This window comes from Neisseria maigaei, from assembly GCF_958267405.1.
Taxonomy (GTDB): domain Bacteria; phylum Pseudomonadota; class Gammaproteobacteria; order Burkholderiales; family Neisseriaceae; genus Neisseria; species Neisseria bergeri.
The window spans coordinates 187755-211703 of record NZ_CATQFT010000001.1; the positions used below are offsets into that span (position 1 = coordinate 187755).

General features: G+C 52.1%; 19 protein-coding genes and 1 tRNA gene. 13 read left to right on the forward strand and 7 right to left on the reverse strand.

Going from position 1 to position 23949, the window contains the following annotated elements; all coding sequences use genetic code 11:
• Positions 1-602 precede the first annotated feature (602 nt).
• The 5 genes from murU to Q3O06_RS00890 form a co-directional block, all read right to left on the reverse strand.
• Complete coding sequence (gene murU, locus Q3O06_RS00870) at positions 603-1298, reverse strand: N-acetylmuramate alpha-1-phosphate uridylyltransferase MurU (RefSeq protein ID WP_301817084.1); 696 nt, start codon at positions 1296-1298, stop codon at positions 603-605.
• 17 nt (positions 1299-1315) lie between these two features.
• Complete coding sequence (hpaC, locus tag Q3O06_RS00875; RefSeq protein WP_301817086.1) at positions 1316-1816, reverse strand: 4-hydroxyphenylacetate 3-monooxygenase, reductase component; 501 nt, start codon at positions 1814-1816, stop codon at positions 1316-1318.
• Between the two features lie 113 nt (positions 1817-1929).
• Entirely contained in the window at positions 1930-2370 is a 441-nt protein-coding gene (gene nadR / locus Q3O06_RS00880; protein WP_301817088.1) for a MarR family adhesin repressor NadR, read from the reverse strand.
• Between the two features lie 308 nt (positions 2371-2678).
• Positions 2679-3188, reverse strand: a complete 510-nt coding sequence (locus Q3O06_RS00885) for a protein disulfide oxidoreductase (protein ID WP_096108114.1) — start codon at positions 3186-3188, stop codon at positions 2679-2681.
• Between the two features lie 79 nt (positions 3189-3267).
• A tRNA-Lys gene (locus Q3O06_RS00890) sits at positions 3268-3343 on the reverse strand.
• A gap of 210 nt (positions 3344-3553) precedes the next feature.
• Between Q3O06_RS00890 and apbC the strand changes: the two genes are divergently transcribed.
• The 7 genes from apbC (at position 3554) to carB (ending at position 16632) form a co-directional block, all read left to right on the forward strand.
• Entirely contained in the window at positions 3554-4633 is a 1080-nt protein-coding gene (gene apbC / locus Q3O06_RS00895) for an iron-sulfur cluster carrier protein ApbC (RefSeq protein WP_301817092.1), read from the forward strand.
• Between the two features lie 1049 nt (positions 4634-5682).
• Positions 5683-8685 carry a PilC family type IV pilus tip adhesin gene (gene pilC / locus Q3O06_RS00900; protein WP_301817094.1) on the forward strand — a complete coding sequence of 1001 codons (3003 nt, stop codon included), beginning with the start codon at positions 5683-5685 and terminating at the stop codon, positions 8683-8685.
• 1071 nt (positions 8686-9756) lie between these two features.
• The gene (gene carA, locus Q3O06_RS00905) at positions 9757-10890 is read left to right on the forward strand and encodes a glutamine-hydrolyzing carbamoyl-phosphate synthase small subunit (RefSeq protein ID WP_118792859.1); all 1134 of its coding nucleotides are present in this window, start codon (positions 9757-9759) and stop codon (positions 10888-10890) included.
• A 117-nt stretch (positions 10891-11007) separates the two neighbouring features.
• Positions 11008-11265: a SemiSWEET family transporter gene (locus Q3O06_RS00910; RefSeq protein WP_118792860.1), complete on the forward strand. Its 258-nt coding sequence runs from the start codon at positions 11008-11010 to the stop codon at positions 11263-11265.
• A gap of 327 nt (positions 11266-11592) precedes the next feature.
• Complete coding sequence (locus Q3O06_RS00915; RefSeq protein WP_107810555.1) at positions 11593-12426, forward strand: EcoRI family type II restriction endonuclease; 834 nt, start codon at positions 11593-11595, stop codon at positions 12424-12426.
• A 7-nt stretch (positions 12427-12433) separates the two neighbouring features.
• Positions 12434-13384, forward strand: coding sequence for an adenine-specific methyltransferase EcoRI family protein (locus tag Q3O06_RS00920; RefSeq protein ID WP_107810556.1), 951 nt, complete (start codon positions 12434-12436; stop codon positions 13382-13384).
• Positions 13385-13416: 32 nt separating this feature from the next.
• On the forward strand, positions 13417-16632 hold the full coding sequence (gene carB, locus Q3O06_RS00925) for a carbamoyl-phosphate synthase large subunit (RefSeq protein WP_301817099.1): 3216 nt from the start codon (positions 13417-13419) through the stop codon (positions 16630-16632).
• 225 nt (positions 16633-16857) lie between these two features.
• Here carB and crgA read toward each other — a convergent pair whose 3' ends face one another.
• Positions 16858-17757: a LysR family transcriptional regulator CrgA gene (gene crgA, locus Q3O06_RS00930; RefSeq protein WP_301817100.1), complete on the reverse strand. Its 900-nt coding sequence runs from the start codon at positions 17755-17757 to the stop codon at positions 16858-16860.
• A gap of 238 nt (positions 17758-17995) precedes the next feature.
• On the opposite strand from crgA, the gene Q3O06_RS00935 reads away from it, so the two are divergent.
• Complete coding sequence (locus Q3O06_RS00935) at positions 17996-18574, forward strand: NAD(P)H-dependent oxidoreductase (protein ID WP_301817101.1); 579 nt, start codon at positions 17996-17998, stop codon at positions 18572-18574.
• A gap of 364 nt (positions 18575-18938) precedes the next feature.
• Here the strand turns inward: Q3O06_RS00935 and queA are convergent, their stop codons facing one another.
• Entirely contained in the window at positions 18939-19979 is a 1041-nt protein-coding gene (queA, locus tag Q3O06_RS00940) for a tRNA preQ1(34) S-adenosylmethionine ribosyltransferase-isomerase QueA (RefSeq protein ID WP_301817103.1), read from the reverse strand.
• A gap of 117 nt (positions 19980-20096) precedes the next feature.
• On the opposite strand from queA, the gene Q3O06_RS00945 reads away from it, so the two are divergent.
• From Q3O06_RS00945 to orn, 5 genes are all read left to right on the forward strand, one after another.
• Complete coding sequence (locus Q3O06_RS00945; protein ID WP_301817104.1) at positions 20097-20354, forward strand: acetyl-CoA carboxylase; 258 nt, start codon at positions 20097-20099, stop codon at positions 20352-20354.
• Positions 20336-20773 carry an acetyl-CoA carboxylase biotin carboxyl carrier protein gene (accB, locus tag Q3O06_RS00950; RefSeq protein ID WP_301817105.1) on the forward strand — a complete coding sequence of 146 codons (438 nt, stop codon included), beginning with the start codon at positions 20336-20338 and terminating at the stop codon, positions 20771-20773. Before Q3O06_RS00945 ends, accB begins: the two co-directional genes overlap by 19 nt.
• A gap of 111 nt (positions 20774-20884) precedes the next feature.
• The gene (gene accC / locus Q3O06_RS00955; RefSeq protein WP_301817106.1) at positions 20885-22246 is read left to right on the forward strand and encodes an acetyl-CoA carboxylase biotin carboxylase subunit; all 1362 of its coding nucleotides are present in this window, start codon (positions 20885-20887) and stop codon (positions 22244-22246) included.
• A 117-nt stretch (positions 22247-22363) separates the two neighbouring features.
• A complete protein-coding gene (gene prmA, locus Q3O06_RS00960) occupies positions 22364-23251 on the forward strand; it encodes a 50S ribosomal protein L11 methyltransferase (RefSeq protein WP_301817136.1) in 888 nt (295 codons plus the stop codon).
• 17 nt (positions 23252-23268) lie between these two features.
• Positions 23269-23832 (forward strand): oligoribonuclease, encoded by a 564-nt coding sequence (gene orn, locus Q3O06_RS00965; protein WP_107860287.1) that lies wholly within the window; start codon positions 23269-23271, stop codon positions 23830-23832.
• Positions 23833-23949 lie beyond the last annotated feature (117 nt).

Genomic DNA, 23949 nt, shown 5'->3' on the forward strand with positions numbered 1-23949 from the left:
CACATTGGTTGTCCTGTTATTCCCGTATTTATAGCCCGCCTTGAGCGATGTTTATCGAATCAAATTAGATTACCGGAAGATATTATTAATTCCAATACCAATAGGAAATTTTATTATCTAATCAATGATGAGACCACTAGTGAATATATTGTAGGGCTTGGGGATTCATTTGATGATTATCAAATGTATTATTTTAATAATAAAAATCGTGTTTCATTTTTATGGAAATTACGTGAAAATACATTTTCAAATTATAGCTATGAATACGATTGCAACGATTTATTTGAGTTTGAATTAGAGAAGAAGATAATTGAAAATAGTATACTAATTTTTAAGGAAGCTATCGATAATAATATTAAATATAATATTGTGAAAATAAATGAATGATTTTTAATAATTTTTTAATATAGGCTAAGACATCGGTGTTTGAATGTTTCAACACACAGGACGACACATAAAGCACCGCCCTATGTGCCGTCCTGATTTGGAAGGGCTTACACCCCCCAAAAATAAAGTCTGATCCTACCGCCCTAAAGGGCGGGGTTTCAACCGAAAAGGAAACACGATAAACAAACGGAACGCAAATCCGCATCCCGTTCCGTTTACTTCCAAGCCCCTGCAACGGCTTGAGCCTCTTTCAGACGGTTTACCGTACCGACATCCAGCCACAAACCCGTATGCTTCTGACCGCTGACGCGGTTTTGCCGCATTTCGCCACGCAATACGGGCGCGAGTTTCGCCACACTGCCCGCTTCGATACCTCCGAACATTTCGGGGCGGTAAATGCCCACGCCGCTGAATGTCAATCCGTTGCCGCCGGATACTTCCGGCCGCACGCTGCCGTCGGGCAGCAGGGAAAAATCGCCGTCGGGATGGTGCGGCGGATTGTCCGCCAGCCACAGATGGGCGGAAATATGCTCGGGCAAGGACGATGCCGTCTGAAACGCGGCGGTAAAATCGATGTCGGTCAGCACGTCGCCGTTGACCACCAAAAACGGCTGCCCACCCAACAGCGGCAATGCCCGTGCAATACCGCCTGCCGTTTCCAAACCGCCTGCGGGTTCGGGCGAATAGGCGATGTTCACACCATAAGCCGAGCCGTCGCCCAAAGCATCTTCTATCTGCCGACCCAGCCAAGCGTGGTTGATGACGATTTCGGTAAACCCCGCCTGCTTCAGACGGCATAAGTGCCAACCGATTAGAGGCTTACCCGCCACATCAAGCAGCGGCTTCGGAGTGGTGTCGGTCAAAGGGCGCATACGCTCGCCGCGCCCTGCCGCCAGTATCATCGCTTTCATATATATCTGTCCGAATATCAGTCTAAAGACCTAAACTGCCGTCTGAAATACAGCAGCGCGGGACGTTTGCACCCGCAGTTTTTGATTTCGTCGAGCCTGACGTAAAACACAAAATGCGTGCCGATTTCATGTTTGCCGACAATATGCCCGTGCAGGTGCGCCAACGCGCCCTCTATTTCAAGCTGTCCCGTTTTGCCGCGATGCCAGATGTGGTAGGCAAACCGCTCTTCGGGCGACAGGCCGGTCAGCCCGGCAAAATGTTCGGCAACATCCTGATGTTCGTCCGCCAGCGTATTGATGCAGAGGCTGCCGTTTTCCGACAGGATCGGAATGATTCGCGCACTCCGGTTGATGCACAGCATCACGGTTGGAGGCTCGTCCGTAACCGGTGTAACCGCAGTCATCGTGATGCCGTAACGTCCTGCCGATCCCTCTGTCGTAATGACATGAACACCTGCCGCGCAAGATGCCATCGCATCACGGAACGAAGTTTGAAAAGTTTTCTGCAAATCCGTCATTTTTCCCCTTAAACTGTCCCCTATATAAGAATGCTGCACACAAGGCATCCCCTATGTGCAGCAATCCTGATTCGGAATCCCGCCGTGCGGACGTTTCCGCACGTTACGGCGTATTACGAGTTCAACGCATCCTCGATTTTGGCAAGCTCTGCCAACAAATCTTTAAGCAGCAGCATCTTCTCGCGGGACAACACTTCTTCGATAGCATCGTAGCGTTCGTCCACTTCTTCGCCGATTTCCTCATACAGCTTCTCGCCCTCGGCAGTCAGCTTCAGATAAACGCGCCGTTGGTCGTTGGAAGGTTTCAGGCGGACGACCAACCCCGCTTTTTCAAGACGGGTCAGGATACCGGTCAGGCTGGGGCGCAAAATGCACGCCTGATTCGCCAAATCTTGAAAATCCAGCGTGCCGTTTTCCGCCAAAAGACGGATAATCCGCCACTGCTGATCGGTAATGTTTGCCTGACCCAAAATAGGTCTGAATTGGGTCATTAGGGCTTCCCTTGCCTGCACCAGGCCGATATTGATGGAAGCGTGTTTGGATGGGGTAGCCATTGCTCAAGTCTCCAAGTTGTCGAAAATCAAACCCTCAAACCGTCTGCGGGCATCATTTTGATACGACCGTTATACAACAAAACGAACAGATGGGGAAAATATGCCGCAAACCGCATCGGATTGCCGATTATCCTGTCCGAAAATATTTTAATGGTTATATCTTAATCTATTTTTCCCATAATCACAACAAGGGATTACACCGGCAGGCGCGCCGGCTCTTTCCCAAAAAACAAAAGCCGCCGCATCCGCCGTGCAAGGCATATGCCGTTTTATTCTCTACATAGCGGAAAGTTTAACAAAAACAAAGGTTAACCGAAAACATCCGCCTGAAAAATTCTTGCGCGTAAGCCCCAATAACTGCTGATTCCCGTCGTATAGTGGACCATTTTCCCATTTTTGACCAAAACGACAGTCGGCGTTGCCACAATCCGCCAAGCCCCTGACAGGCTGCCGTCTTCATCGTTGACCGTCGGAAAGCCCAAGCCGCGTTTTTCCATATACGCCGCCACTTCGGACGCGCTGCCGGAACGTACCGCCACGCCGACGACCGGAACGCCGTCCGCCGCCAAATCATCGATTATCGGCGACTGATAACGGCACACGCCGCACCAGCTTCCCCAAAAATACACCAAAACCGCCCTATCCCGTCCCAATTGTTCCAAAGTCAGCCGCTGCCCCGACAGCAGGGTCAAAGGCCGCCCTGCCGCGCCGGCAGGTTCGTCGGGCTTGCGTACCCAATCCAAAAACAGCGACACCAATAAAAACACCAATGCCGTCTGAACGGCAAATTTGATGCCCGAAAGCAATTTCTTTTTCATACGCCCCCTCAAACGGTACGCCCGCGCAACCGGCAGGCAAACAAAAAAGCCAAGTCCTAAAACTTGGCTTCCGGTTATCTGGTGGGTCGTGAGCGATTCGAACGCTCGACCAACGGATTAAAAGTCCGCTGCTCTACCGGCTGAGCTAACGACCCGATGAGCCGCGTATTATACAGCCCCGTTCCCCGCCGTCAAGCAATTTTTACAGGCTTGATTGCAGACCACTGTTTGCACGGGATATTTTGGCAACGGATTTTCACAATCCGCCGCATACCGTGTAAAAGTTCGCACAAGGAAAAGCAAACCGCCCGAAATCAATGTACACTTTCCGCCCGTTTCCCAAACTGCACACAGAAACACACATTATGAACATACAAAACATCCGCACCCTCCTCGACACCGTCGCCGTTCCGAATACGGCACGCACACTCGGCAGCGAAAAGGCCGTCCGCTCGGTCGAACAGCGTTCAGACGGCATCCATATCGCCCTGCATTTCGGCTTCCCTGTCGCGCACATTGCCGCCGCCGTCGCCGATTCCGTACAAGAAATCCTGATGCCCGAAACAGGCGACACACACATCCATCTGTCCATAGACACCGAAATCGGCACACACAAAGTCCAACCCGGCGTCGCCACCATCAAAGGCGTAAAAAACATCATTGCCGTCGCATCGGGAAAAGGCGGCGTGGGCAAATCGACAACCACCGCCAACCTTGCCGCCGCAATGGCGCGGATGGGCGCGCGCGTCGGCGTACTCGATGCCGACCTTTACGGCCCGAGCCAGCCCACGATGCTGGGCGTACACGACCGCAAACCCGATCAAAAAAACCAAAAACTCATTCCCGTCGAATCTTCAGACGGCATACAGGTCATGTCCATCGGCTTTCTCGTCGATACCGACCAAGCCGTCGTCTGGCGCGGGCCGATGGTCAGCCAAGCCTTGCAGCAGCTGATGTTCCAAAGCGAGTGGGACGAAGTGGACTATCTTTTCATCGACCTACCCCCCGGCACGGGCGACATCCAACTCACGCTGTCCCAACGCATCCCCGTAACCGGTTCCGTCATCGTAACCACGCCGCAGGACATCGCGCTGATAGACGCACGCAAAGCCGTGGATATGTTCCGCAAGGTCAACATTCCGATTTTAGGCGTATTGGAAAATATGTCCGTCCACATCTGCACCAACTGCGGACACAGCGAAGCCCTGTTCGGCACGGACGGCGGCAAAGACTTGGCGGCACGCCTCAACGTCCCCCTGCTCGGACAGCTTCCCCTAAGCCTGCCCGTGCGCGAAGCAATGGATGGTGGCACGACGGCACAACTGTTCGACAAGCACCCCGCCATCGCCCGAATCTACACCGATGCCGCATTCCAAATCGCCCTGGTCATTGCCGACAAAGGCAAAGACTTCAGCAGCCGCTTCCCCAAAATCGTCGTCGAATAAAGCCCCGCCCCCCGAAACCGCAACGCCGTCTGAAACCCCGCGCCTGCCGATACGCCGTCATTCCCGCGCAGGCGGGAATCTAGAACCATCGGCACAGAAACTTATCGGATAAAACGGTTTCTTGAGATTCCGCATCCTAGATTCCCACTTTCGTGGGAATGACGGGATGTAGGTTTGTGGGAATGACGGTTTAGGTATTTTTATAGCAAGCCGTAGGGCGCGATGCCGCCGGAGGGCATCATATTCTTGGAATAGCGCATTAAAAAGAGTATGATAATGGAAACACAAAAGATTCCGGCAATACCCGTGCGCCGTTCCCATCCGTCATTCCCACACGGGCAGGAATCCGAATCTGTCCGCACGGAAACTTATGCGCCGTCATTCCTGCGAAAGCGGGAATCCGGACCTTTCGGCACGGAAACTTATCGGATACAACGGTTTCTTGAGATTTTGCGTTCTGGATTCCCACTTTCGTGGGAATGACGGGATGTAGGTTTGTGGGAATGACGCGGTGCAGGTTTCCGTGCGGATGGATTCGTCATTCCCGCGCAGGCGGGAATCCAGACCTTTCGGCACAGAAACTTATCGGATAAACGGTTTCTCTAGATTCCGCATCCTAGATTCCCGCCTGCGCGGGAATGACGGTTCGGTTTTTTTATAAGGCAGATTCGCAAGGTGCGCCATAGAGTGGGCTGAAGCCCGCCCTACAGCCCGCCCTGCGAAACCCGCGAAACACCCTGCGAAACCTATGTTTCGGCACGCAGGGCGGCACATAAAGCGTCGCCCTGTGCGTCGCCCCGATTCGGAAGGGGTTGCGCCCCTCCCAAACAAAGTCTGATTCTGCCGCCGCGAAGGACGGATGTCCGAGCGGCGGGGTTTCACCCAAAAAGGAAAACGGAAAAGGAAAACGACATGTTTCAACACACAGGACGACACATAAAGCGTCGCCCTATGTGTTGCCCTGATTTGGAAGGGGTTACCCCCCCTCCCAAACAAAGTCTGATTCTACCGCCCCAAAGGGCGAGGTTTCAACCAAAAAGGAAAACGGCATGAAAAAAACACCCAAACGGCACTTGCTCCGCCATACCGCGATTTATACCGCGATGCTCTTGGCGGTATCGTCCCAACAGGCGTTCGGCGCGGACGATAGTGAAACTTTCAACTTTATCGTCAAAGACGACGGCAGCGTAGAAGGCGGTAAGATACCCGGCGGTCAGGGCGTACGCAACGGTCGGAAATTGTCTATTCAGAAGGGTCAACCCGGTTCGGTAAGCACAAAACAAGCGTGTACCGATCTAGGAATCACACCCGGAACTCCCGAATGTAATTTTATCGTGTCGCTGACTAATGAATTTACCTACGCAAATACCGACACGCTGCTTGCGGGCAAGGTCGGCAAGCTGATCCTCGGCGGCGGTTCCGCCCCGCTGTGGGGCAAGGTTTCTGGGCTTGATGCCGACAATATGGCGGGGCGCAAGACCGACAATTGGCTGACGACCACCCACAAAGGGAAGATGGGTTACGATTTTACCGGCATCAGCTGTGCCCTTAAGAATGTTGCGACCGGATCGTCGAATCAAAGCCGCCAGTGTCCCGATTTGCCTTTTAAATTTTATTTCAACTTTAAGGACAGCGCACTCGACCCCACATCGGCGGGAATCAGTCCGGACGGTCTGCCGATATACAAGCTGAAAGACCATCCGTGGTTGGGCGTTTCCTTCCAATTGACTAAATCGAGCGGCACTGCGCCGCAATGGATAACCATTAATAATGACCATACGCTGATAAACGAAATGATTACCCAGCCGACAGGGGAAAGAAGCAGCGGCAGAGCCTTCTCCATGCGCGCCAAGTTGCATCTGCTGGGCACTCCGAGCAGCCTCAACGCCCAAGAAATCAAACTGGGCGAGATTAATATGCCCGACTTCAACTTTATGCCGTATAACGCAAACGGCAGGGGACGGACAGGTACTCTGTACAGGGTGCGCGAACACGGTCATATCGACGTAAAACTCCAGCTTCCCAGCATAGGCGCGGGCGGCTGTACGCGGCCTCAATATACCGCCGCCGGCCCGGACGGCAGCCAATACGCCATCGTCGCCCCCGCCCCTTTGAGCGCGGGTTTCCCGGGCAAGGCGGCGGCGGTCGTTACCGATCCCAAGTCGGCAAGCAGCCGCATCCTCTTTTACACCTTGGATAAAGACAATAAGAAAAAAGGCGGCGCGGATTATCTGCCAAGCAAAGGGTTTACCGAACCCGTCTTTATCGGACGCAAGGCGGCAATCCGCCTGGCAAACGGCGTATCCTTGAGCGACAGCAATATTAACGGCATTACGAATGGCACATTCGGTATCGGCGATAATGGGAATAATCAGCAAGAGTGGAAAGACGTGTTATTGCGCTGGACCGACAGGCGCGATGGAAACGACAATCAGTTTAACTATTTTAACAATGCGATAGACGCTCAGACACGCGGCAAACTGTATAGCCAGCAATACCGCATCCGCGACAACGGCAAGCGCGATTTGGGCGACATCGTCAACAGCCCGGTAACGGCGGTCGGCGACTATCTGGCAACCGCCGCCAACGACGGGATGGTGCATATCTTCAAAAAAAGCGGCGGCGGCTACAATCTGAAGCTCAGCTACATCCCCGCTGAAATGCCGCGCAAAGATTTGGATAACGCGGATTCCACTTTGGCAAAAGACCTGCACAACTTTGCCAACGAAAACTACACGGGCGGTTTGTACGGCGTGGACGGCGGCTTTGTCTTGCGCCAAGTTGGCTTAAACGGGCAAAACCGCGTGTTTATGTTCGGCGCGATGGGTCAGGGCGGCAAAGGCGCGTATGCCTTGGATTTGACCAAAGCCGAAAGCAACCAAACCGGCGTTTCCCTGTTTGATGTAAAAGATAACGGCTTGGGCTACACCGTCGGCACGCCGCAAATCGGCAGAACCCACAACGGCAAATACGCCGCCTTCCTCGCTTCCGGTTATGCGACTAAGGACATTGACAGCCAAGAAAATACAACCGCGCTGTATGTGTATGATTTGGAAAGCAGCGGCACGCTGATTACAAAAATTACCGTACCCGGCGGCAAAGGCGGGCTTTCGTCCCCCACGCTGGTGGATAAAGATTTGGACGGCACGGTCGATATCGCCTATGCCGGCGATCGGGGCGGGAATATGTACCGCTTTGATTTGGGCGGCAACGACCCAACCAGATGGTCGGCACGCGCCATTTTCCAAGGCACAAAACCGATTACTTCCGCGCCCGCCGTTTCCCAACTGAAAGACAAACGCGTCGTCATCTTCGGCACGGGCAGCGATTTGACCGAAGAAGATGTGGCAAGCCAAGAAATCCAACACGTTTACGGTATTTTCGATAACGATACAGACTCTTTGCCGGCACAAGACGGGCTGGGCAAAGGGTTGCTTGAGCAAGTGCTGACAAAAGACGGCAACAATACGCTGTTCTTGAGCGACTACAAAAGGTCTGACGGCTCGGGCGATAAGGGCTGGGTAGTGAAATTGCAGCCCGGACAGCGCGTTACCGTCAAACCGACCGTGGTATTGCGTACCGCCTTTGTTACCATCCGCAACTACAATGCCAACGGCTGCGGCGCGGAAACGGCATTCTTGGGCATCAATACCGCCGACGGCGGCAGGCTGACGAAGAAAAGCGCGCGCCCCGTCGTGCCTGATTCCCGCGTGGCAAAAAAAGTCGGCGAGAAAAAAGACGCGAAAGGCAACAATATCCCCGTGGGCTGTATGGAAAAAGGCAATGAAACCGTCTGCCCGAGCGGATATGTTTATCCGAAACTGCTGACCGCAAGCTATTTGGACAGCCAAAAGACAAGCGACAACCCGACAACGGCAGACGGCGACGCGGGCGGCAGCGGCAATGACAACGCCCCCTTCCAAAAATCCGGCAACCGCTGCTTCTTCAGCAAAGGCGTGCACACGCTGCTGATGAACGATATGTCCGACTTGGACGTTGCCGGCCCGATCTGCAATATGAAACGGGTAAGCTGGCGCGAAGTCTTCTTCTGACCCACCCGCGCGTCCGATTCCCCCTCAAATGCCGTCTGAAAGCCCTTCAGACGGCATTTTTTTTGCATTTTTCGGGATGGGGGGCAAATGAAACGCCGACAAATTCGGGAGGGGGGAACGCCGTCAAACCGATGCCGTCATTCCCGCGAAAGTGGGAATCCAGAATGCAGGGTTAAGGAAACCTACATCCCGTCATTCCCACGAAAGTGGGAATCTAGGGACTCAGGACTGGAGAAACCTTCAGTTTTACCCGATAAGTTTCTGCACCGACAGGTCTAGATTCCCGCCTGCGCGGGAATGACGGTTCAGTTGCGTAGAACCGGATTGTAAAAAGGGGCGGATTCGGGGTATTCGATGAAAACGGTGGAAATGTGGGATTGATGGAATCGGTGTATTCGGTGGAAATGTGGGATTGATGAAATCGGTGGGCTGAAGCCTACCCTACAAGAGCGTTCAGACGGCATTTTTTGCGTTTTTCGGGAGGGGGGGGCAAATGAAACGCCGTCAAATTCGGGAGGAGGGAAAACGCCGTCAAACCGATGCCGTCATTCCCGCGCAGGCGGGAATCTAGAATGCAGGGTTAAGGAAACCTACATCCCGTCATTCCCACGAAAGTGGGAATCTAGGACTCAGGACTGGAGAAACCTTCAGTTTTACCCGATAAGTTTCTGCACCGACAGGTCCGGATTCCCGCCTGCGCGGGAATGACGGTTCGGGTATTCCTGACGGTTTGGGTATTCCTGACGGTTCGGGTATTCCCATAGTTTCCCCGGGCGGACGTGGGGAAATGCGTAACGGGCATAGTGGGCGCGGAGCGGGCGGTTTTATGCCCCGGATTTCCGTTTTCGCGCGAACATCTCAGCCCGCCGGACGCGTTCGCGCTTGAAATCGGGTAGGTTTCGTCTTAAAATATGCTGCTTTCAGGGTATAGGCACTTGCCCGAAAAGCACGTTACGCGCCTTTCTTGCGCGGCGTGTTTTTTTTTGACCGGATTTTTCCGACCGGATGACCCTGCCGAAGTCCCTTCAGACGGCATTGTCAAGAATTTTATTAAAAACAGGATTCCCACTCATGAGCACCCCCGCCCTCCTCGTCCTCGCTGACGGCAGCGTATTTCACGGCACATCAATCGGTTATGAAGGTTCGACTTCCGGCGAAGTCGTGTTCAATACTTCGATGACCGGCTATCAGGAAATCCTGACCGACCCTTCCTACTGCAAACAAATCGTTACCCTCACCTACCCACACATCGGCAATACCGGCACCAACGCCGAAGATGAAGAAAGCCGCAGCGTTTACGCCGCCGGCCTGATTATCCGCGACCTGCCGCTCTTGCACAGCAACTTCCGCGCCTCCGAAAGCCTGCACGACTATTTGGTACGCAACCAAACCGTCGCCATCGCCGACATCGACACCCGCCGCCTGACCACGCTGTTGCGCGAAAAAGGCACGCAAGGCGGCGCGATTCTGACAGGTGCGGACGCTACGGTTGAAAAAGCGCAAGAACTCATCGCCGCGTTCGGCAGTATGGTCGGCAAAGACTTGGCAAAAGAAGTTTCCTGCACGGAAACTTACAAATGGACGGAAGGCGAATGGGAATTGGGCAAGGGTTTCGTTACCCCTGACGAACAGCCTTACCACGTCGTCGCCTACGATTTCGGCGTGAAAACCAACATCCTGCGTATGCTCGCCTCGCGCGGCTGCCGCCTGACCGTCGTCCCCGCCCAAACCAGTGCGGAAGACGTGTTGGCACTCAATCCCGACGGCGTGTTCCTGTCCAACGGCCCCGGCGACCCCGAGCCTTGCACCTACGCCATCGAAGCCGTGCAAAAACTGATGGAAAGCGGCAAGCCGATTTTCGGCATCTGCTTGGGACACCAGCTCATCAGCCTCGCCATCGGCGCGAAAACCCTGAAAATGCGCTTCAGCCACCACGGCGCGAACCACCCTGTGCAAGATTTGGACAGCGGCAAAGTCGTCATCACCAGCCAAAACCACGGTTTCGCCGTCGATGCCGACACCCTGCCCGCCAACGCGCGTATTACCCACAAATCCTTGTTTGACAACACCTTGCAAGGTATCGAACTGACAGACAAACCCGTGTTCTGTTTCCAAGGACACCCCGAAGCCAGCCCGGGCCCGCAAGACGTCGGTTATTTGTTTGACAAATTCATTGACAATATGGAGGCGACAAAACAAGCATAATGGCTTTCAGACGGCATCCGAAAAGTATGCCGTCCGAACCCGCAAACAGATTCCGATACAAGGCATACGGACGGTATCCCGACACCGTTTTCCGCCCCAAAATCAGAAAGGACTATTTTGACTGAAAAACAAATGCGCATCCTTTCCGCCGCCGCCACCCTGACCGCCGTGGGTATGTACGTTTCCTACATCCCGCAAATCCAAAACAACCTCGCAGGCAACCACGGCTCGCCGCTGCAACCCTTCGTCGCCGCCATCAACTGCACATTATGGACTGCCTACGGCTTTTTGAAAGAAAAACGCGACTACCCCGTCATACTGGCAAACATCCCCGGCATCATTTTGGGTCTGATTACATTTGTTACCAGCTTTTAAGGAAGTTTTCAGACGGCCTGTGCGAAATAAAAACGCAAAAGGTCGTCTGAAAAAGAGTCACCAAAATATCAACGGCAGGAATTTTTCAGGTAGCCTTTATCGCAAGGCAGATAGAACAAACGTCGCGAGCATTTTTTCAGACGACCTTTAAACCCAAGTGGTAGGGTGTGCCGCAAGGCACGCACGCGGCGGGTTGGGGTTGCAGGGAAAATGGGGAACACGTGCGTGCGTTCCGCACACACCCTACATGCGGGCTACGGCTTGCTAAATTAGCATAACAGTTCATTTTTTAATTATAGGTGCAGATTTTTTAAAGGTGTTTATTTCATGTCTAAAAAGAATCAATCTTCTCGATTAACCAATCAGCATAAATCATCACAGGGAGTTATTGGGATATTTGGAGATGAAGCAAAAATCCATGATAAAACAGTTGGAGAAATTGCAAGACTTGTACAAAAGCAATTAGAGACTGACTACCCGAAATTATTATTTAGATATAGAACAACAGTAACAAAAGAAGAAATTAATCAATCATTAAAAGAACTTGATCCTGAACTAGGGCAAACCCTCTTTGTTGAAAATTCTAGTATCAAGCCTGACGGAGGAATTATTGAAGTTAAAGATGATTCTGATAACTGGAGAATTATTCTAGTTACAGAGGCTAAACATCAAGGAAAAGATATTGAGAACATCAAAAAAGGAATTTTAGTTGGCGCACAGAATAATCAGGATTTAATGGCTGCTGGAAATGCTATTGAACGGTCTCATAAGAACATTTCTGAGATTGCAAATCTAATGCTAAAAGAATCCTATTTCCCATATATTTTATTCTTAGAGGGTTCCAATTTTCTGACTGAGACAATTGAGGTTGCCAGACCTGACGGGAGAATAGTAAAGCTTGAATATAATTCAGGATTATTGAATAGATTAGATAGATTAACAGCCGCCAACTATGGAATGAGCATTAATACCAACTTATGTAAGAATAAATTTCTGAGGCATGGAGATAAAACAATTATGTTGCAAGCAACATCAATTTATACACAAGGGCAAGGCATTGCTTGGAATAAAACAGAAATGTTTAATATTATGTATGGTGTAGCCGACACCTCACTTCAAGTGTTAGGAAGTGATTTATTTAAACAACTAACTAAAAAATAGAATTACTATGACTCGAAACGTAGATCGTACATTTTTAAAAAATGCAAAAATAAATAGAAACGATGAATTTTATACACAGTTGATAGATATAGAAAACGAACTGATCCATTATAAGCATCATTTTAAAGACAAAATTGTACTTTGTAATTGCGATGACATAAGATTTAGTAACTTCTTTAGATATTTCTCATTGAATTTCAAGAAATTAGGGATTAAGAAATTAATTTGCTCATCCTACAAGAAAGAGTATATAGGAAACAACGAACAAGGTTTCTGGTATGAATATACAGGAAATGAAGGCAGTGAAATAAAAACTGATGATATTATGTTTTTCAAGGGAGATGGTGATTTTAGAAATATTGAGAATATTGAACTGTTGAAAAAAGCTGATATTGTCGTAACAAATCCACCATTTTCACTATTTAGAGAATATATTGACCAAATAATAAAGTATGAGAAAAAATTTCTTGTGATTGGAAATATCAATTGTATTACATATAAAGAAATATTCAAATTAATACAGAATAATCAAGCTTGGTTAGGTATAAACCTAGGTAGAGGAATTTCAGGTTTTATTGTACCAAAGCATTATGAACTTTATGGAACAGAGACTAAAATTAATGAAAATGGAGAAAGAATTATTTCTCCAAATAATTGCCTATGGTTAACAAATCTAGATAATTCAAAACGACATGAGAATATACCGCTGACTAAGAAATACTATGGAAATGAAGGAAATTATCCTAGGTATGATAATTACGATGCAATTAATGTAAATAAGACAAAAGATATACCTATTGATTATAATGGGATTATGGGAGTTCCCATTACGTTCTTACACAAGTTTAATCCTGAACAATTTGAAATTATTCAGTTTAGGAAAGGTAGTGACGGAAAAGATTTATCTATAAATGGAAAAAATCCATATTTCAGAATTTTAATCAAAAAAAAATTTTGATTCCCAAAACTTCATGAAAGAAAGACCCACCCATGCCCAAACGTACCGACCTAAAATCCATCCTTATCATCGGCGCCGGCCCTATCGTTATCGGTCAGGCCTGCGAATTTGACTATTCGGGCGCACAGGCCTGTAAGGCTTTGCGTGAAGAAGGCTATAAAGTCATTCTGGTGAATTCCAACCCCGCCACGATTATGACTGACCCTGAAATGGCGGATGTTACCTACATCGAGCCGATTATGTGGCAGACGGTGGAGAAGATTATCGCCAAAGAGCGTCCTGACGCGATCCTGCCTACCATGGGCGGCCAAACCGCGCTGAACTGTGCGCTGGACTTGGCGCGCAACGGCGTGCTGGCGAAATACAATGTCGAATTGATCGGCGCGACGGAAGACGCGATTGACAAGGCGGAAGACCGCGGCCGCTTTAAAGAAGCGATGGAAAAAATCGGTTTGTCTTGCCCGAAATCTTTTGTCTGCCACACGATGAACGAAGCCTTGGCGGCGCAAGAACAGGTCGGCTTCCCTACCCTGATTCGTCCGTCTTTCACGATGGGCGGTTCGGGCGGCGGCATTGCCTACAATAAAGATGAGTTTTTGGCGATTTGCGAACGCGGTTTCGATGCGTCGCCCACGCATGAGCTGCTGATTGAGCAGTCCGTCCTCGGCTGGAAAGAGTACGAGATGGAAGTGGTGCGCGACAAGAACGACAACTGTATCATCATTTGTTCGATTGAAAACTTCGACCCGATGGGCGTGCATACGGGCGACTCGATTACGGTTGCGCCGGCGCAAACATTGACCGACAAAGAATACCAAATCATGCGTAATGCTTCGCTGGCGGTATTGCGCGAAATCGGCGTGGACACGGGCGGCTCGAACGTGCAGTTTGCGGTAAACCCTGAAAACGGCGAGATGATTGTGATTGAGATGAACCCGCGCGTGAGCCGTTCGTCCGCGCTGGCTTCCAAAGCAACGGGCTTCCCGATTGCGAAGGTGGCGGCGAAGCTGGCGGTCGGCTTTACGCTGGACGAGTTGCGCAACGACATCACCGGCGGCAAAACCCCCGCGTCGTTCGAGCCGTCTATCGACTATGTGGTAACCAAAATCCCGCGTTTTGCGTTTGAAAAATTCCCTGCCGCAGACGACCGCCTGACCACGCAGATGAAATCGGTGGGCGAAGTGATGGCAATGGGTCGCACCATTCAGGAAAGTTTCCAAAAAGCCTTGCGCGGTTTGGAAACAGGCTTGTGCGGCTTCAATCCGAGAAGCTCCGACAAAGCGGAAATCCGCCGCGAACTGGCGAACCCAGGCCCCGAACGTATGCTGTTTGTGGCAGACGCGTTCCGCGCAGGCTTCACGCTGGAAGAAATCCACGAAATCTGCGCCATCGACCCTTGGTTCCTGGCGCAAATCGAAGACTTGATGAAGGAAGAAAAAACGGTTTCAGACGGCATTTTGAGTGATTTGGATTATGCCGCCCTACGCCGTCTGAAACGCAAAGGCTTCTCCGACAAACGTTTGGCACAATTGTTGAACGTAAGCGAAAAAGAAGTTCGCGAACACCGCTACGCGCTGAACCTGCATCCGGTTTACAAACGCGTCGATACCTGCGCCGCCGAGTTCGCCACCGGAACCGCCTACCTCTATTCCACTTACGAAGAGGAATGCGAAGCGCGTCCTTCCGACCGCAAAAAAGTGATGATTCTCGGCGGCGGCCCGAACCGCATCGGTCAGGGCATCGAGTTTGACTACTGCTGCGTTCACGCCGCACTTGCCCTGCGCGAATCGGGCTTTGAAACCATCATGGTCAACTGCAACCCCGAAACCGTGTCCACCGACTTCGACACCAGCGACCGCCTGTATTTCGAGCCGCTGACGCTGGAAGACGTGTTGGAAATCGTCCGCACCGAAAACCCGTGGGGCGTGATTGTGCATTACGGCGGACAAACCCCACTCAAACTCGCCAACGCATTGGTTGAAAACGGCGTGAACATCATCGGCACGTCCGCCGACAGCATCGATGCCGCCGAAGACCGCGAACGCTTCCAAAAAGTGTTGAACGACTTAGGCCTGCGCCAACCGCCCAACCGCATCGCCCACAACGAAGAAGAAGCACTCGTCAAAGCCGAAGAAATCGGTTATCCGCTGGTCGTGCGCCCGTCTTATGTTTTGGGTGGACGCGCGATGCAGATTGTCCACTCCTCCGAAGCCTTGCAAAAATATATGCGCGAAGCCGTGCAGGTTTCCGAAGACAGCCCCGTGCTGCTCGACTTCTTCCTCAACAACGCGATTGAAGTCGATGTGGACTGCGTTTCAGACGGCAAAGACGTGGTTATCGGCGGCATCATGCAGCACGTCGAACAGGCGGGCATCCACTCCGGCGACTCCGGCTGCTCGCTGCCGCCCTACTCGCTCAGCGAAGAAATCCAAGACGAAATCCGCCGCCAAACCAAAGCCATGGCGTACGCGCTGGGCGTAGTCGGACTGATGAACGTGCAGTTTGCCGTACAAGACGGCGTGGTGTTCGTGTTGGAAGTGAACCCGCGCGCCAGCCGTACCGTGCCTTTTGTCTCCAAAGCCACCGGCGTGCCGCTCGCCAAAGTCGGCGCGCGGGCGATGGTGGGAATTGCCCTGAAAGTGCAGGGCGTGGAAAAAGAAGTCGTCCCCGATTTCTATGCCGTCAAAGAAGCCGTGTTCCCCTTCATCAAATTCCCGGGCGTGGATACGATTTTGGGTCCGGAAATGCGCTCCACCGGCGAAGTGATGGGCGTGGGCGCAAGCTTCGGCGAAGCCTACTACAAAGCCCAACTCGGCGCGGGCGAACGCCTCAACCCGACCGGCAAAATCTTCCTCTCCGTGCGCGAAGAAGACAAAGAACGCGTTATCAAAACCGCTAAAAACTTCCAGGTTTTAGGCTACGGCATCTGCGCCACACGCGGCACGGCGCAATACCTGACCGAACAGGGACTGATTGTACAAACCATCAATAAAGTCCCCGAAGGCCGCCCGCACATCGGCGACGCACTGAAAAACGGTGAAATCGCACTGGTCGTGAATACCGTTTCCAGCGATCCGCAATCCGTGTCCGACAGCCACATCATCCGCCAAAGCGCATTGCAGCAACGTGTGCCGCAATACACCACCACTGCCGGCGGCGAAGCGATGAGCGAAGGTGCGAAAAGCCGCGAGCACTTGGGCGTGTACAGCGTTCAAGAGTTGCACGGGCGTTTGAAAAACCGCAACTGATGCCTGAATCAGGTTGAACAATGCCGTCTGAAGCCGTTTTGCGGTTTCAGACGGCATTTTGTCATTTGGAAAGCCGATGTTGCCACATACAAGCCGTACATAAGGAACAGCCCTATCACGCTCCCCATACAGACTGCCATTGCCGCCGGCTATACATCATCTTATTTATTTTTTCTCAAAGTTATTAAGTGAGCAAAAACAGTTTTATGACGGATTTTTATAGAATTATCCACAGAGATTGTTTCCCAGTTCCTCCGCCAAAAAATCCAAAAATACGCGTAAGCGGAGGTTGACGGCTTTATCGCTGTAATAAACAGCATTGAAGGGGTGCGTTTTATTGGAGGTTTGTTCGGCGAGCAGGGGAATTAACTTTCCTTCAGCGATGTCGTTGTCAACCAAAAAATCTGATAAGCAAGCAATACCGCAACCTGAAAGGCACAACGAGCGTAAGATTTCACCGCTGCTGGCGGTAAAGTGCGGGGAAATTTTATAGGGATTTCCCTGCTCATCCAAAACCGCCCATGTATTTAGAGAACCGGGTTCGGTGAAGCCTAAACATTGGTGGCCGGCAAGCTCTTCTACAGATTGCGGCGTGCCGTGTTTTGCCAGGTATTCAGGACTGGCGACTACGCGGAAGCGGCTGTCAAACAGATGGAGTGCACGCAGCCCGGAATCGTCCAATTCTCCGGCCCGTAAGGCAATATCGACTTTGCGTTCAATCAGATTGATATAGCCTTCGGAAGAAACGAGCGAAAGTCGGATATGCGGATAGCGTTCGTTGAATTTTGCTGCCAGCGGCGCCAGCAGATGCAGCACCATCGGCATCGCGGAATCCACGCGCAACACGCCTTGCGGCACTTCGTGCACTGCCAGCATTTCGGTTTCCGCCGCTGCCATTTCTTGCAGGATTCTCTGCGCGCGGCGGAAATATTGCGCGCCCTCTTCCGTCAGACTGAGTTGCCGCGTGGTGCGGTTGAGCAGGTTCACGCCCAACTTTTCCTCCAGCCGTTTGACGATGCGGCTTACGGCAGAATTTGCCATCTCCAACTGCTCCGCCGCACGGCTGAAGCTGCCGCTTTCCACCACTTGAACAAATACGGTCAGTTCTTCTGAATTGGTTTTCATCGTGTTTCCTTTTCGGTTGAAACCCCACCCTTTAGGGCGACAGGATCAGACTTTATTCGGGAGGGGCGTAACCCCTTCCGAATCAGGACGGCACACAGGGCGGTGCTTTATGTGTCATCCTGTGTGTTGAAACATCTGATTATTCCATTTGACGCAAAAGTGTTTTCTTATTTTTGTACTTTTAAATCATAAAGTAAAACAGTACAATACATTCATCAATTCACAAACGAGGTAACAAATGAATATTTTATTATTAGACGGCGGCAAGGCGTTCGGACATTCTCACGGCGGGTTAAACCACACGCTTCACAAAAAAGCGAAAGAAGTTTTGACCGCGCTCGGACACAATGTTCAAGAAACCGTGATTGATGCCGGCTATGATGTTGAGGCAGAAATCGAAAAATTCGTTTGGATGGATGCCGTGATTTGGCAGATGCCGGGCTGGTGGATGCACGAACCTTGGACAGTGAAAAAATATATGGACGAAGTCTTTACCGGCGGACACGGCAAACTCTACCAAAGCGACGGCAGACACCGCGTCAATCCGACTGAGGGCTACGGCACAGGCGGCTTGTTGCAAGGCAAAAAACATATGCTTTCACTGACTTGGAATGCGCCGATTGAGGCGTTTACCCGCGAAGGCGATTTCTTTGAAGGCAAAGGCGTTGATGTTTTGTATATGCACTTCCACAAAGCCAACGAGTTCATCGGCTTGAGCCGCCTGCCGACATTCTTGTGTAACGATGTGATTAAAAACCCGCAAGTGGAAAAATACTTGGCAGACTATCAGGCACACTTGGAAAAATTGTTCGGCTAAAAATTTGTCTTATAAACAAAGGCCGTCTGAAAGATTGAATGATCTGCACCCCTAAAGTTGGATTAACCAACCGACTAAGGTGCAGATTATTTTTTGTTGCTTTTTCAGCTTTTCGTTGGGTTAGATATTCTTGCTCACTGTTTTCAGTCAGCCTTGAATACAAAAAATGGCGTATGTAATATGCTTATACGACCAAAACGGAATGAATTTTAATGTATTGCGCGTCATCAACAATGACTGAGTTTCTCGCCTCTCGCACCTGAATCTATGTCATACAGTTCCTTTCATTCAAATCAACAAAAGAATGCCGTCCGAACATCCGTTCAGACGGCACTTGTCTTCCCCCAATAGACTTGAGGCTGTTCTAACGTACCACCCCTTCGTTCCGCCCCAAAACCATCGCATCGCCGTAGCTGAAGAAACGGTATTCGCGTTCGACCGCATGACGATATACGGCGCGGATATGACCCATACCCGAAAACGCGCTGACCAACATCAGCAGCGTCGATTTCGGCAGATGGAAATTGGTAACCAGCCTGTCGGCAACATTAAAACGGTAGCCCGGCGTGATGAAAATATCGGTGTCGCCCTGCCCCGCTTTCAGACGGCCCGTCTCGCGCGCGGCAGACTCGAGGGCGCGCATAGAAGTCGTGCCGACCGCCCAAACCTTGTTCCCCCGGGCTTTTGCCGCCTCAACGGCGGCGGCGGTTTCAGACGGCACTTCAAACCATTCGCTGTGCATTTTGTGTTCTTCGATTTTATCGACGCGCACGGGTTGGAATGTTCCCGCACCGACGTGCAGGGTTACTTCTGCGGTTTCTACGCCTTTATCTTTCAGACGGCGCAAAAGTTCTTCCGTAAAATGCAGGCCCGCTGTCGGCGCAGCGACCGCGCCCTGATATTTGGCATAAACGGTTTGGTAACGGCTGTCGTCGTCCGCATCGGCGGCACGTTCGATATAAGGCGGCAGGGGCAGGTGTCCGTTCTGTTCCAAAAGTTCGTAAACGGTTTGACCGCCTTCAAAACGCAGGCAGAACAGTTCGCCCTCACGCCCGACCATCACGGTGCGGATGCCGCCTTCAAACACCAGCCCCATACCGGGCTTGGGGGACTTGGACGAACGGATATGCGCCAGTGCGGTATGACTGTCTAAAACACGCTCGATCAAAGCCTCGATTCTGCCGCCGCTGTCTTTCTGCCCAAACAGCCGCGCCTTCATGACTTTGGTGTTGTTGAACACCAAAACGTCGCCCGCCTCGACATAATCCGGCAAATCGCCGAACACCCGGTCTTGCAGCGGCATATCGGGCAGCGCGACCAAAAGGCGGCTGCTGCCGCGCACCTCGGGCGGATGCTGGGCAATCAGGTGTTCGGGTAGGGTAAAGTCAAAATCTGAAATATCCATTTTTACACTCTCGTTCGGGCAAGCCGCCATTATACGCACTTTAGCCCTTTTTCAGACGGCATCTTTGCCCAAAAAACCAACAGATTAGAATAAACACTCTTAACCCCGGGGCATCTTGTGCGCAAAATCAAACTTCCTGCACATTTCCCCCAAAAACCGCCGTTTTTTGATATTTTACTGGACATTTACCGACAACTTCGGGAAAATGGACACATTCTCACGGTCGTTTTCCACCACAGGAAAACCGTATCCGAACACCATTCCGCCCGGTTTGCGCCGTTGCCGCAAGCCGGCTGTTTTCTGAAAAACCAACGCAACAACCCGCCGGAACACCGGCAGCCTTTAAAGGAACAGAAATGGATTTGCGCAAATTAAAAAAACTGATTGATTTGGTTGAAGAATCGGGCATCGCCGAAATCGAAGTAACCGAAGGCGAGGAAAAAGTCCGCATTACCCGTACCATTGCAGCTGCGGCAGCTCCCGTTTACGCCGCGCCCGTACCTGCCGCCGCACCCGTTGCGGCATCCGCGCCCGCCGCCGCACCGGCCGCCCGCGATTTGTCCGACGCGCAAAAATCGCCTATGGTCGGCACGTTCTACCGCGCACCCGGCCCGAATGCCGCCGCATTTGTCGAAGTCGGTCAACAGGTTAAAGCCGGCGACACGCTGTGCATCATCGAAGCGATGAAGCTGATGAACGAAATCGAAGCCGAAAAATCCGGCACGGTCAAAGAAATTCTGGTCGAAAACGGTACGCCCGTCGAATTCGGCGAACCGCTCTTCATTATCGGATAATCCTGTTTTCAGACGGCATAAACTTCCTATGCCGTCTGAAATGCTTTCCCCCTTCAGCGTTCCCGCACCCTTTTTTACGGACGGGTTGCCGGAACCGCAGGAAAAGTCATCATGTTGAAAAAAGTTTTAATCGCCAACCGCGGCGAAATCGCATTGCGTGTGCTGCGGGCCTGCCGTGAAATGGGCATTGCCACCGTCGCCGTCCACTCCGAAGCCGACAAAGACAGTCTGCACGTCAAACTCGCCGACGAATCCGTGTGTATCGGTCCCGCCTCCTCGGCACAAAGCTATCTGAATATCCCCGCCATTATCGCCGCCGCCGAAGTTACCGATGCAGATGCCATCCACCCCGGCTACGGCTTCCTTGCCGAAAACGCCAATTTCGCCGAACAGGTCGAACAATCGGGCTTTATCTTCATCGGTCCTAAAGCAGACACCATCCGCCTGATGGGCGACAAAGTCTCCGCCAAACACGCGATGATAGCGGCGGGCGTACCCTGCGTCCCCGGCTCTGACGGCGCGCTGCCCGACGATGATGCCGAAATCCTCAAAATCGCCGACAAAGTCGGTTATCCCGTGATTATCAAAGCATCGGGCGGCGGCGGCGGACGCGGTATGCGCGTGGTCGAGAAAAAAGAAGACCTGCTCCAATCTGTCGAAATGACCAAGGCCGAAGCAGGCGCGGCATTCGGCAACCCGATGGTTTATATGGAACGCTACCTGCAACGTCCGCGCCACGTCGAAATCCAAGTGATTGCCGACGAACACGGCAACGCCGTCTACCTTGCCGAGCGCGACTGTTCTCTGCAACGCCGCCACCAGAAGGTCATCGAGGAGGCACCCGCCCCGTTCATCGATGAAGAGGCACGCAAAAAAATCGGCAAAGCCTGTGCCGACGCGTGCAAACGCATCGGCTACCGGGGCGCGGGCACGTTTGAGTTTTTATACGAAGACGGCGAATTTTTCTTTATCGAGATGAACACGCGCGTTCAGGTCGAGCATCCGGTTACCGAACTCATCACCGGCGTGGACATCGTGCAGGAGCAACTCCGCATCGCATCCGGCCTGCCGCTGCAATACAAGCAAAAAGACATCAAAATCGAAGGACACGCCTTCGAGTGCCGCATCAATGCCGAAGACCCGTACAACTTCATCCCCAGCCCGGGCTCGATTGAAAGCTGCCACCTGCCCGGCGGCTTCGGCATCCGCGTGGACAGCCACATCTACCAAGGCTACCGCATCCCGCCGTATTACGACAGCCTGATCGGCAAAGTCTGCGTACACGGCAAAACGCGTGAACAGGCAATGGCGAAAATGCGCGTCGCCCTCGCCGAGCTTGCCGTTACCGGCATCAAAACTAATACGCCGCTGCACCGCGACCTGTTCGCCGATGCAGGTTTCCAAAAAGGCGGCGTCAGCATCCACTATTTGGAACACTGGCTGGAAGATCGCAAAGCCAAACAGGACAAATAAGCCGTCCCCGATATGCCGTCTGAAACAGTTTGTCCGTTTTCAGACGGCATTTCCGTTACACACCCATCCCCTTATACAGTACGACCCTATTCCAAAGGTCTGTTAAGAAAGCCCGCTATGCCTTACCAACAAATCACCGTCACCGTCAACGATGCCGTCGCCGAACGCCTCGCCGACGCGCTGATGGAACACGGCGCACTCTCCGCCGCCATCGAAGATGCCTACGCCGGCACCGAAAACGAACAAGCCATCTTTGGCGAACCCGGTATGCCGACCGAACAAATCTGGCAGCAAAGCAAAGTCATCGCCCTGTTCGACGAACACGACGAAGCCGCCGTCATCATCGATGCCGCCGCACAGGAATGCGGGTTAAAAGACTTGGCATACACCGGCGAAACCATCGAAGACCAAGACTGGGTGCGCCTCACGCAATCGCAATTCGACCCCATCCGAATTTCCGACCGCCTGTGGATTACCCCCTCCTGGCACGAAGCACCCGAAGGCTGCGCCTTCAACCTCCGCCTCGATCCCGGACTCGCCTTCGGCACCGGCAGCCACCCGACCACGCGCCTCTGCCTCAAATGGCTGGATACGCAACTCAAAAACGGCGAAAGTGTCCTCGACTACGGCTGCGGTTCGGGCATCCTGACCATTGCCGCCCTCAAACTCGGTGCAGGTTCCGCCGTCGGCGTGGATATTGACGGACAGGCCGTCCGCGCCGGCAGGGACAACGCCGCGCAAAACAACGTCGATGCACAATTTTATTTGCCCGAACAATTGCCATCCGGACAATTCGATGTCGTCGTCGCCAACATCCTCGCCAACCCTTTACGTATGCTCGGCGAAATGCTTGCCGCCCGCACCAAACAAGGCGGCCGCATCGTGTTATCCGGTTTGTTGGACGAACAAATCGAAGAACTCAGCGGCATTTACAGCCAATGGTTCGATCTCGATCCTGCGGAAACCGAAGAAGGATGGGCGCGATTGAGCGGGACAAAACGCTGACAAGCAAAGGAAATATCATGCAGGATAAAAACAACCTCTGCTGGCTCGATATGGAAATGACGGGGCTGAATCCCGAAACCGACCGCATTATCGAAGTCGCGATGATTATTACCGACTCGGATTTGAATGTATTGGCGCAATCCGAAGTTTACGCCGTCCACCAAAGTGACGAGCTGCTCGACAATATGGACGAGTGGAACACCGCCACACACGGTAGGACGGGGCTGACGCAGCGCGTACGCGAATCGTCGCATACCGAAGCCGAAGTCGAACAGAAACTGCTGGACTTTATGTCGGAATGGGTACCCGAACGCGCCACGCCGATGTGCGGCAACTCCATCCACCAAGACCGGCGCTTCATGGTCAAATATATGCCGAAACTGGAAAACTACTTCCACTACCGCAACCTTGACGTTTCCACGCTCAAAGAGCTTGCCAAACGCTGGAATCCGCCCGTTGCCAAAAGCGTCGTCAAACGCGGTTCGCACAAGGCATTGGACGACATTTTGGAAAGCATCGAAGAAATGCGCCACTACCGCGAACACTTCCTGATTTCCGCCACCAAACCCGATACGGAATAAGAAACAAAAAATGCCGTCTGAAACGCAGTTTGCATTTCAGACGGCATTTTTACAGCAGATTGAAATCAAAAATATACACGCCCGTCATTCCCGCGCAGGCGGGAATCCGGAAGGTCG